Origin of the sequence: Streptomyces sp. BE303 (genome assembly GCF_036290945.1) — a bacterium.
Lineage (GTDB): Bacteria > Actinomycetota > Actinomycetes > Streptomycetales > Streptomycetaceae > Kitasatospora.
In genome coordinates this window covers 45654-56424 of sequence record NZ_JAQYWZ010000891.1, presented here as the reverse complement: position 1 = coordinate 56424, position 10771 = coordinate 45654, and the positions used below count along the sequence as shown (strand labels likewise).

General features: G+C 75.9%; 10 protein-coding genes. 1 reads left to right on the top strand and 9 read right to left on the bottom strand.

Annotation, left to right across the window (positions count from 1 at the left end):
* Nucleotides 1-141 precede the first annotated feature (141 nt).
* Nucleotides 142-783, bottom strand: a complete 642-nt coding sequence (locus PUR56_RS33875; protein ID WP_329951753.1) for an NADPH-dependent F420 reductase — start codon at nt 781-783, stop codon at nt 142-144.
* Between the two features lie 160 nt (nt 784-943).
* Here PUR56_RS33875 and PUR56_RS33870 point away from each other — a divergent pair, with 160 nt between their 5' ends.
* Nucleotides 944-2593 (top strand): outer membrane protein assembly factor BamB family protein, encoded by a 1650-nt coding sequence (locus tag PUR56_RS33870; RefSeq protein WP_329951752.1) that lies wholly within the window; start codon nt 944-946, stop codon nt 2591-2593.
* Between the two features lie 31 nt (nt 2594-2624).
* Here the strand turns inward: PUR56_RS33870 and PUR56_RS33865 are convergent, their stop codons facing one another.
* The 8 genes from PUR56_RS33865 to PUR56_RS33830 form a co-directional block, all read right to left on the bottom strand.
* Nucleotides 2625-2957: a hypothetical protein gene (locus tag PUR56_RS33865; protein ID WP_329951751.1), complete on the bottom strand. Its 333-nt coding sequence runs from the start codon at nt 2955-2957 to the stop codon at nt 2625-2627.
* 71 nt (nt 2958-3028) lie between these two features.
* Nucleotides 3029-4372, bottom strand: a complete 1344-nt coding sequence (locus PUR56_RS33860; RefSeq protein ID WP_329951750.1) for an aldehyde dehydrogenase family protein — start codon at nt 4370-4372, stop codon at nt 3029-3031.
* A 96-nt stretch (nt 4373-4468) separates the two neighbouring features.
* Complete coding sequence (locus PUR56_RS33855; RefSeq protein WP_329951749.1) at nt 4469-6235, bottom strand: asparagine synthetase B family protein; 1767 nt, start codon at nt 6233-6235, stop codon at nt 4469-4471.
* A 48-nt stretch (nt 6236-6283) separates the two neighbouring features.
* Entirely contained in the window at nt 6284-6829 is a 546-nt protein-coding gene (locus tag PUR56_RS33850; RefSeq protein ID WP_329875603.1) for a hypothetical protein, read from the bottom strand.
* Nucleotides 6830-6870: 41 nt separating this feature from the next.
* Nucleotides 6871-7725, bottom strand: coding sequence for a hypothetical protein (locus PUR56_RS33845; protein WP_329951748.1), 855 nt, complete (start codon nt 7723-7725; stop codon nt 6871-6873).
* Complete coding sequence (locus PUR56_RS33840; RefSeq protein ID WP_329875607.1) at nt 7722-8855, bottom strand: hypothetical protein; 1134 nt, start codon at nt 8853-8855, stop codon at nt 7722-7724. Before PUR56_RS33840 ends, PUR56_RS33845 begins: the two co-directional genes overlap by 4 nt.
* Nucleotides 8852-10081, bottom strand: a complete 1230-nt coding sequence (locus PUR56_RS33835; protein WP_329951747.1) for a hypothetical protein — start codon at nt 10079-10081, stop codon at nt 8852-8854. The genes PUR56_RS33840 and PUR56_RS33835 overlap by 4 nt, the downstream gene beginning before the upstream one ends.
* Complete coding sequence (locus PUR56_RS33830; protein ID WP_329951746.1) at nt 10078-10746, bottom strand: cupin domain-containing protein; 669 nt, start codon at nt 10744-10746, stop codon at nt 10078-10080. The genes PUR56_RS33835 and PUR56_RS33830 overlap by 4 nt, the downstream gene beginning before the upstream one ends.
* Between the last annotated feature and the right edge of the window lie 25 nt (nt 10747-10771).

The window sequence follows — 10771 nt, the reverse complement described above, 5'->3', positions numbered from 1 at the left end:
CGCCCGGGCCGACCGGCGGCCTCACCCCGGCGGACGCGCCCGCTCCCGAAGGAGGCTCCCGTTCCCGGAAGGCGCGTTCCCGGAAGACGCCCCCGCCCTCCCGCTCCGACGAGCGGGAGGGCGGGGGCGTCCGCGTGGCGCCTACTTCGCGCGCGTGAAGGAGTAGTTGAACTCCGCCGTGCCGAAGGACTGCATCAGCCGGATCCAGAACGGCATGGTCATCTCCAGCGCCCGGGCCCCCGCGATGTCCCCGAGGTCGATCACCGAGCCCGCCGGCCAGCCGAACTCCGTCAGCACCGCCGCGACCTCGGCCTTGGCGTCGGCGTCGTCCCCGGCCACGAAGACGTTGTGCTCGCCCGGCAGCCGGGCCGGGTCCACCATCAGCGGCGCGGTCAGGGTGTTGAGCGCCTTCACCACCCTGGTCCGCGGGAACTCCCGCTGGATCCGCTCGCCGACACTGTCGGTGTTGACCGGGTCCAGCGTCACCGCGCCCTCGGGGGAGAACACCAGCGGGTTGGAGAGGTCGATCAGGACCTTCCCCGCCAGCCGGTCCGCACCCGCCGCCCGCAGCGCGTCCAGCGACACCGTCCCGGCGGTCGCGTTCACCACCACCTCGCCGAACTCCGCGGCGTCCGCGAACGTGCCGGCGTGCCCGGTCGGCCCGGCCTGCTCGGCCCAGGCCACCGCGTTCTCGTTCCCCCGGGAACGCGAACCGATCGTCACCTCGTGACCGAGTGCCACCAGCTTGTCCGCAATCGTCCGGCCCACCCCACCGGTACCCATGACCCCGTACCGCACAACCGCACCACCCGTCACTCGGAAACCTGCCGCGACGACCATAGAGCAGCCCGCCCGGCCTGTCCGGTGAACGCCGCGAACGGCCGACCGCCGAGTGGACCACCTCCGCTGGTGGCCCCACCCGCCCCGCCGAACCATGGGCGCCATGAACCGAACCACCCACCCGTGCCGGACCGCCCTCCGGGGCCCGACACCGCCCCGCCGCCCGGGCACCCGCAGCCTGCCGCGCGCCGCGGCCGTGCTCACCGGCCTCGCCCTGCTCGCCCCGGCCGCCGCAGGCACCGCCCGGGCCGACGTCAGCACCGTCTCCTTCTCCGCCGACCGCACCGCCTGGGACCGCGACGAACCCGCGCTGAGCCCCGCCGAGGTCGGCAGGTCCGACTTCGGCGTCCGCTTCTCCACTCCGCTCGACGGCCAGGTCTTCGCCCAGCCCCTGGTCATCGGCCCGACCGTCGTCGTCGCGACCGAGACCAACCACGTCTACGGCATCGCCGCAGGCACCGGGAAGATCACCTGGCACCGGGAGATGGGCCCCGCCTGGGCCTCGGCGGCCATCGGCTGCTCCGACCCCGGCCCCAACGTCGGCACCACCTCCACCCCCGTCCACGACCCCGCCACCGGCACCGTCTACCTCACCAGCAAGGTCGACGACGGCCCCGACGACAAGCACCCGCACTACTACGTGCACGCCGTCGACGCCCAGACCGGGGCCGAACGCAGCGGCTGGCCCGTCACCGTCCAGGGCGACCCGGTCAACGCGCCCGGCAAGCCGTTCAACGCCTACCGCTCCCTCCAGCGCCCGGGGCTGCTCCTCCTCGACGGCCGGCTCTACTTCGGCTTCGGCTCGCTCTGCGGCATCGGCGACTACATCGGCACGCTGGCCGGCCTCGACACCCGGACCCGCAAGCTCACCCTGTTCTCCACCGTCGCGGGCTCCGACACCCAGCGCGCCTCGATCTGGATGGCCGGCAGCGGCCTCGTCTCGGACGGCCCCGGCCGGTTCTTCCTCACCACCGCCAACGGCCAGGGCTCCGGCGCCTCGCCGGCCGTGGGCCCGGGCAACCGGCCGCCCGGCGGCCTCGGCGAGTCGGTGGTCCGCTTCGCCGTCGACGCGGACGGCGGCTTCGCGCCCGCCGACTTCTTCAGCCCCACCAACAACGCCACCCTCGACAAGCGCGACACCGACCTCGGCTCCGGCGGCCCGGTCGCCCTGCCGTCCTCCTTCGGCACCCCCACCCACCCCCGCCTGCTCGTCCAGGTCGGCAAGGACGGCCGGATCTTCCTGCTCGACCGCGACGACCTGGGCGGCATGGGCCAGGGCCCCGGCGGGACCGACAGGGTGGTCGGGCTCACCGGCCCCTACGGCGGTGTCTGGGGCCACCCGGCGGTCTGGGGCGGCGACGGCGGCTACGTCTACACGGTCGAGAACTTCGGCAAGCTGCGCGCCCTCAAGTACTCGGTCACGGCCGCCGGCAGCCCGCAGCTCAGCAGCGCCGGCACCAGCGCCGGGGACTTCCTGAAGATGTCCGGCTCGCCCGTGGTCACCTCGGACGGCACCCGCTCCGGCTCGGCCCTGGTCTGGGTGATCTGGTCCGGCACCGGCCAGTACGGTGAGGGCGGTGAACTGCGCGCCTACGACCCCGTCCCGGTCGACGGCGTCCTCAAGCTGCGCCGCTCCTTCCCGCTCGGCACGGTCAGCAAGTTCTCCGTCCCGGCCACCGACAAGGGACGGATCTACGTCGGCACCAAGGACCACCGCCTGGTCGCCCTCGGACGCCCGGGCGCCTTCGCCTGAGCGGTGGCCGTTGCCCCGCGTCCGCCCGGCCTCACGTGCCGGGCCTGACGGAGAACAGCACGGCCACCGCCGCCACCAGTGCGGCGCCCGGCGCCAGGCCCGCCCACAGGCGGGCCCGGCGCACCAGGTAGGACAGCGGCCACTGGACCGCCAGCAGCACCACGGTCGTGAGCAGCAGACGGTCCGACAGGGCCAGTCCCGCGTAGGTCTCCGGGCAGGATCCGGGCTCGAAGCACGGGTCGGTCGTCATCTCCGCCACCCCGCGCAGGGGCAGCGCGAACAGCAGGCACGCTCCCGTCACCAGCGTCGAGCGCACCGGCACCAGCCACCACCCGGTCCGGTCCCGGCCCGCGATTCTCCTCATGGCCGGATCCTGCCCGGCCGCACCGCCGCCCCGTCAGCGCACGGGTACTCAGTTCCCCGTGCGCGATGTACTCAGAGCCGGGCGGTGACCGTCTTCGGGCGCCGGTACTCCTGGAGGGCGAGGACGGAGAGGTCGGTGCCGTGGCCGGAGGCGCCGCGACCGCCGTGGGGGAGTTCGGCGGTCTGGACGAGGTGGCAGTTGATCCAGGTCTCGCCTGCGTCCAGGCGGGCCGTGAGGTCGAGGGCGGTGGGGAGGTCGCGCGTCCAGACGCTCGCCCCGAGGGCCTGCGGGACGGAGTTGGCGAGGGCGAGCGCGGCCTCGACGGTGGGGGCGTGCTGGACGGTGAGCAGCGGGCCGAAGACCTCCTCCAGGACGGCGGGGTCGTCGTCCGGGAGGTCGGCGAGCAGGCGGGCCGGGCGCCAGAGGCCGTCGGTCCGGCCGGGTGCGGCGGGCGAGCGCTTGGCGGCGGACGCGGCGACGATGCGGTCGTAGCGGGCGGCCTGGTCGGGGTTGTTGAGCGGGCCGAAGTCCCGGCCGGCCCGCCGCTCGGCGAACGCGGCGGTGAGCGCGGCGAGGACGTGTTCGTAGTGGTCGGACAGGGTGATCACCCGGGCGGGGGCGGCGCAGCTCTGGCCGGCGTTGTAGGTGCACGCCTCGGCGAGCGCGGACCAGGTGTGCGCGGGGGCGTCGGGCAGGACGAGGACGGGACTGTTGCCACCGAGTTCCAGGCTGACCCGGCGGTGACCGGCCCGGGCGGTGACGTCGGCGCCGGCGGCGGCGCTGCCGGTGAAGGCGATCAGGTCGACGTCGCCGGCGACCAGCAGCCGTCCGGTCTCCCGGTCGCCGGGCAGGACGGTGAGCACGTCCTCGCCGAGCGCCTCGGCGGCGTGGGCGGCGAGCAGGGCGGCCGACTCGGTGGTGGTCTCGGCCGGTTTGACCACGACGGTGTTGCCCGCGGCCAGCGCCGGGGCGCCCCGCCAGGCGGCCATCAGCAGCGGGTAGTTCCACGGGACGACGGCGGCGACCACGCCGACCGGCTCCCAGCGCACCCAGCTCTCGTGGCCCGGGAGGTAGCGGCCGGCGGCGGGCGCGCTGTCGGTCCGGGCGGCGCCCGCGTAGAACCGGAACAGGTCGGCGGCCTGCAGGATCTCGCCGGTCGCCTCCGCCTCGGGCTTGCCGGTGCCGGCCTGCTCCAGCACGGTGTACTCGGTGAGGTGCCGTTCGACGAGGTCGGCGAGCGCGTCCAGGCGGCGCTCGCGCTCGCGCGGGGTGAGCGCGCGCCAGCGCGCCCCGGCGGCGCGGGCCCGGGCGACGGTCTCGGTGACCCTCCCGGCGCGGGCGGGCACCAGGGTGCCGCGGGTGTCGCCGGTGCGCGGGTCGGTCAGGTGGATCGAGGGTTCGGTGGACGGTTCCATGGGTGGGCCTCCCGGGCCGGGGCAGCAGGGGGTTGCGGAGCGGTCGGTGGTGGCGGGGCGCTCACCGGTGCGGGGCGGGTCCGGTGGCGGGCGGTCTCACAGGTCGTAGGCGCGCAGCCAGAGTTCGAGCGTGAGCACCAGCCAGAGCTTGCCGCCCTGACGCGGTAGCAGGGTGCCTTCGCGTCGCATCCAGGTACGGACGGTGTCGGGGCGGACCAGGCCGCGCTCGCGGGCGGTGCGGCCGAGCAGCAGGTCGCCGGAGAGGTCGCGCAGCGGGCCGTGCAGCCACTGCTGGACCGGCACCCGCATGCCGCTCTTCGGCCGGTCGACGACGGCCCCCGGCAGCAGGTCCCGGACGGCCTCCTTGAGCACCCACTTCTCCACCGTGCCGCGGAGCTTGAGCGTCGGCGGGGTGGCGAAGGCGTGGTCGACGACGTGCCGGTCGAAGAGCGGGGAGCGGCCCTGGACCCCCTGCGAGGCGGTCAGCCGTTCGACCTTGGTGAGGATGTGGTGGGCGCCCTTGGTCCGCAGGTTGCAGTGGAGCAGCTGGTTGAGGAGCGTGTGCATCGGCCCGGGCCGCAGGTACGGGGCGACGAAGCGGCGCGGCTGCGGCTCACCGGCCAGTGCGCGCAGCGCCTCCGGGGTGAGCAGCCGGGGCAGGTCCTCGTAGCACTTGCGGTAGGACCGCAGGTACGCCTCGGCCCGCGCCTCGGGGTCCGGGTCGTCCCGGTGCATCTCGTGGACCAGCATCGGCAGGTTCTTCGGGCCGCCGAACACCGGGTCACCGCCCTCGCCGTTGAGCGAGACGGTGATCCCGTCGCCGGAGACGGCCTCGGCGAGCATCAGGTTGGGGACGGTCAGCGGATCCCCGACCGGGCTGTCGAGCAGGGCGACGGTGTCGGCGAGCCGGGCGGCGACCTCGGTGCCGGAGACGGTGAGGACCCGGTGGGTCGTCCCGCAGTGGCTCGCCACCAGGCCCGAGTAGCCGAGTTCGTTGGGGAGGTCGTCGCCGAAGCTGATCGAGTAGGTGTGCACGGGGCGGTCGTGCAGCCGGGCGGCGAGCGCGGTGACCAGGGAGCTGTCGACGCCGCCGGAGAGCAGGACCGCGACCGCCTCGCCGGCCGGCAGCCGCTGCTCGGTGGCCCGTTCCAGCAGCGACCGCAGCTCCTGCGCGTACCCGGCGGGCGGGACGAGCCCGTCGTCGGGGAGCAGTTCGGCGGGCTCCCAGTAGGGCTCCTGGTGGGCGGAGCCGTCGGCCGCGAGCCGCAGGACCCGCCCGGGCAGGGCCTCGTGGACGCCGCGCACCAGGGTCTCGTCGCCGGGCAGGTAGGCGAAGGTGAGGAAGGAGCGGACGGCGGTGAGGTTGAGCCCGGTGTCGAGCGCGGGCCAGTGGCGCAGCGTGCGCAGCGAGGTGGACGCGGCCCAGCAGCCGTCGGCGCGGGCGTAGAAGAGCGTGCGGGCGCCGGCGTGGTCGCGGATCAGGACGAGGTCGGGGCCGTCGACCACGGCGAGGGCGAACATCCCGTCGGCGCGACGGACGCCGTCGGAGCCGAGCCGGAGCCAGAGCCGCAGCAGGAGTTCGCCGTCCGGGCAGGTCCCGGGTGCGGGGGCGCCGGCGGCGGCGAGGGCGGAGTGCAGCTCCGGCCGGTTGTGCAGGGTGACCTCGCCGACGGCGGTGGTGCCGTCGACGGTGAACGGGCCGGTGGCGAAGCCGGGTTCGCCGTGGATCAGGGCGGCCTGGCCGTCCCGGCCGCCCCCGCCCGCCGGGGCGCCGGATTCGTGCAGGGCCGTGCCGGTGAGCGAGGCGAGGTGGGCGCGGGCCCGGTCGGCGTCGGGGCCGGCGCAGGCGCAGCAGCGGGGCATGGGGGAGTGGTGCCTTTCGTCGAGGGGCCGGCGGCGGGGCGCGGCGGGTCAGCCGAAGTCGTCGCCGTCCCAGTCGTCGCCGGAGTCGTCCCAGCCGTTGTCGGTGTCGTCCCATCCCGCGTCGGACCCGGTGTCGGACCCGCCGCCGTCGGAGCCCCCGCCCCCGCCGCCGTCGGAGGTCTGCTGCCGTTGGGCGGCCTGGCGCAGCGCCTCCTCCTCCGCCTCGGACAGCGTCTCCGGGGGCAGTTGCGCGGCGGTGATCGCCGCGGCGCCGGCCACGCCGAGGGCGCCGACCACCACGCCGAGCCGGCCGCTGAAGGAGGTGCGGTTGACGGTGACGTGTCCGCCTGCCCAGACGGTGCGCCCGTACCCGATGTCGCGGCCGTACTCGGTGGTGCCGTCGGTGTGGAGCCGCTTGACGAGGTCCCGGCCGAGCCGTTCGTCGGTGCCGGACCGGCCGAGGCTGTCCTGCCAGTGGACGAGGTGGCCGGCGCCGCGCCGGCGCCACTCGCTGCGGCCGTCCTCGTACCGCCGGTGCAGTTGGCCGTCGGCCAGCAGTTCGTCGCGGTAGCCGAGGTGGCGTGCGTTGCTCATGGTCGAGGGGTCCTCACACGTCGGGGGGGCGGGTCGGTCGGTCAGGGGGTGGGCCAGCTGAGGAAGCCGGCCTCGCGGGCGGTGCGGACCCGGCTCCGCAGCGGGGTGCGGCGCGGGCCGGTGGCGCCGCCCCGGACCTGGCGGATCGCGGTGTGCAGCAGCCTGGCCGGTCCGACGGCGGCCAGTTCCACGGTCCGGCCGCCGCCGAGCCAGGCCCGCTCCTCGGGGCGCAGCCCGGCGGGGAGCAGGCCCCGGTAGGCGTGCGGGCCGCGGCCGGTGGTGAGGTGGAGGGCGGTGGCGTGCCGGGGGACGAGGCCCATCGAGCGGACCCGGACACCCGCGGGCCCGTCCACCGCGCCGCCGCTGCCGTACTCCGCCCGGACCCGTTCGAAGCAGGCCAGCCCGGCCGGGCTGGCGTCGTGCAGCACGTGGACCACGGCGTCGCCCGCCCGCTCCAGGGCCGCCGTCAGCCGCGGGTCGAGCGGCAGCCCGTCGGCGGCGACGATCGGGCAGGCGGCCTCCAGGTGCAGGTCGTTGGCCACCAGCATGGCGGCGATCGCGGGGCTCTGGCAGACCAGCAGCCGGGGCAGCCCGTAGTCGTAGAGGTCGCCCTCGGCGGCGGTCCGGGTGCCGGGGGTCACGGCCGCTGCGGGATCCAACGGCGGTAGCAGGCCCGGCAGTTCGTCACGCCGGGTGGCCAGGGCGGCGGCGAACCGGCCGTACCGCACCGGTGGCGCCAGGGTGTACGGGATCCGGCGCGGGCCGGCGTGCAGCGGCTGGAGCACGCGGCACAGCTCGTAGTAGAGCTGGCGTTCGGTGTAGCGCAGGCCGCCGGGAGCCCCGGCCCGGTCGGCGGCGAGGGTCAGTGCGCCGTCCAGCAGCGGACGCAGGGTCATGCGGTGCCCTTCCGGGTGGGCCCGGGCCCGTGGCCGGGCTGCTCCTCGGGCCAGGTCAGGAAGCCGACGGCCAGAGCTCGCCGGCGGGTCTCGATCGGGTTCTCGGGCCGGTCGGGCCGCCGGGGCGCCGGGATCCCGGCGGGGCCGCCGGCGGTGCCCCGCCCGCCGGCCCGTTCGGCGGCCCGGACGGCGACGGCCAGCAGCCGCTTCGGCGGCAGGGCGGCCAGCGGGCTCCACCAGCCCTCGGCGAACCAGGCGCGCTCGCCGCCGGTGAGTCCGGGCACCGTCCGCTCCAGGCGGGCCTGCAACTCCTCGGAGCGGTGCGGGTCGCGCAGCAGGACGAACTTGTCCTGGTCGACGAGCACCGTGCGGACCGGGAGGCCCGCGTCGAGGACCCGCCGGCCGCGCAGTGCGGCTCGGGCGTCGGCCACCAGCAGGCAGCCCTGCGGCGAGGCGTCGTGCAGCACCACCACGGGAAGGCCCGCGGGGACGGCGCGCAGGTCGGTCACGAGCAGCGCGCGGTGGCGGCGGGGGTAGTCGTTGGCCTGGAGGAAGGTGGTCACCGTCCGGTCCGGGCAGAGCAGGACGAACGCCGGTTCGGCGGGCGGCGGGCCGGGCCGGACGAGGTCGTCCTCCACCAGCCCGGACGGCAGCGTCCCGTAGACCTTCTTCCACCGGTCGACCACGGTGCGCCGGAAGTCGTCGGCGTCCCAGCGCAGCTCGACCGGTGCGGGCGGCGCGGGCGTGTCGGCGAGCCAGAACTGGCGGACGCCGGTGCCGATCAGGACCATCCCGCCGAGGGCCAGCAGCACGGTGAGCGAGCCGTTCAGCGCGAGGCCGACGACCATGGCCGCGATCCCGAGCACGCCCAGGCACGAGCCGCCGCCCCGGCTGCCGAGGAAGGACGGCTCGGGCCGGCCGCGCCGTTGCAGGGCGTACCGCAACTGGCCGACGGTGCAGGCCAGTCTGCCGTCCAGGGTGAGCTTGGCGGTCAGCTTGCGGATCCGCAGGTCGTTGAGCCCGGTGCCCTCGGACTTCGGGTCGAGGGCGAAGTCCTTGCGGCAGTACGAGCAGCGGTGCCCGCCGCGCTCGCGCTGGCGCAGGCTCTTCGCACAGTGCGGGCAGATCATCGGGGCACCTCCGGGGTCGCCGTGTCCGGATCCGTCGGGCGGTCGGGCCAGCTCAGGAACCCGAGGTCCGAGGCCGACGCGCGCGCGTCGGCGGGCTCGTCGGCCGGGCCGGGGCGCTTGTCGAAGGTCTTCGCCACGGCCCGCTCGGCGGCCTGCTCGGCCGCCGCCAGCACCCGCTTGGGCGGCTGGGCGGCGATCGGGCTCCACAGCCCCGCGGTGTACCAGGCGAGTTCCTCCCGGGTGAGTCCCGGGAGCCGCGCCAGCTGTTCCGCGAGGGGCTCGCGCAGCCGGCGTTCGTACAGCTGCACCGTCCGCTCGCCCCCGGCGAGGGCGGTGCGCGCCGAGAGCCCGGCGTCGACGACCCGGCGGCCGGGCAGCGCGGCGCGGGTGTCGGCGACCAGCAGGCAGCCCTGCGGGGAGGCGTCGTGCAGGACCACGACCGGCACCCCGGCGGGTATCTCCTCCGGACGGCCCACGAGCAGGGCGCGGTGGCGTCCGGGGAAGTCGTTGGCGTGCAGGAAGGCCGTCACCGTCGGGTCCGGGCAGAGCACCGCGAGAGCCGGGGTGCCGGCCGGGCGGACCGGCACGACGGCGGCGTCGTCGACGACGCCCGTGGGCAGGGCGCCGTAGGTGCTCGTCCAGGAGGCCAGGACCGAGTCCCGGAACCGCCGGGCCGTCCAGTCGACGGGGGTCAGGAGGGGATCGGTCCAGCGGCGCTGCTCGTCCTGCCACGTCCGGAGCTGCTCGGTCCACCGGTCGTGCGAGCGCTGCCACTCCCGGCGCAGGCGCGGGAGCTTGCGGCGTTCCTGCACGATGACCAGCAGGCCGAACAGGAACCAGAGGCCGAGCGCGGCCGGCGCGAGGGCGAGGAGCCGGTGCCCGGGCACCAGGACGGCCCAGAGGACGGCGGCGGCCAGCGGGACGACGGCGCCGGCCGTCGCGCAGCCCGGTCTGTCCGCGTCGGCGGTGGGTTCGGGCGGGGCCTGCGGCGGGCGGGCCCGCTCGGCCCGGGGGAGCTGCCGCGTCACGACGGACCAGCGGAGCTGGTCGGTGGTGCAGACGAGCCGGCCGCCGTCCGTGAGCCGGTCCGCGTGCTGCCGCAGCCGGAGGTCGGTCAGGCCCTGGTCGAGCTTCGGTTCCAGGGCGAAGCGGCGCCGGCAGCGGGTGCAGCGGCGGTCGGTGCGCTCGCGCCGCAGCAGCCGCTGCCGGCAGTGCGGGCAGATCACCGCGACACCTCCAGGGCGGCCGCCAGGCGGCGCAGCCGGGCGGCCAGCCGTTCGCGGGCGCTGACCCCGCCCACCTGCTGTCCTCGTTCCACGGCCCGCAGCGCCTCGGCGAGTTCGGTGTCCTGCCGGCGCTCCGCCTCGGCGGCGGTGATCGCGTAGTCCTCGTGATCGATGCCGTAACCGGTGTTGGCGGCGAGGATGTTGAGCGGTTCGGTGCCCCGGTTGGCGAAGGAGTGCGGCATCAGCTCGGGGATCCGGATCAGCAGCCCGGGTGTCAGCGGGACGTCCACCACCCGGCGCCGCTCGGCGTCGTACAGGCCGCAGGCCGCGTGGCCGAGGCTGAGGACCAGGTGCTCACCGCCGTGGGCGTGCGGGGTGAAGGCGCTGCGCGGGGCGACGATGCCGAGTTTGTAGGTGGCGTTCGACGGCCGCTCGGGCGAGGTCTTGGCGTCGCCGACCAGGTAGTGGGCGAACTGGCCCTCGTCGATGAAGCGGAGCAGTTCCTCACCGGCGGGCCCGTGCACGGTGTCCGGGCCCAACTCCCGTGCGCCCTCGCGGTCGGCGAGCAGGACGCGGCCGTCCGGGCGGAGCCGGTACAGGTCGACCCCGGCCGGTAGCCGCCCGGCGAGCCGTTCGAGCTCGCGCAGCCCGGATTCTATGGACATCGGCCACCCACCCCCACGTTGACCG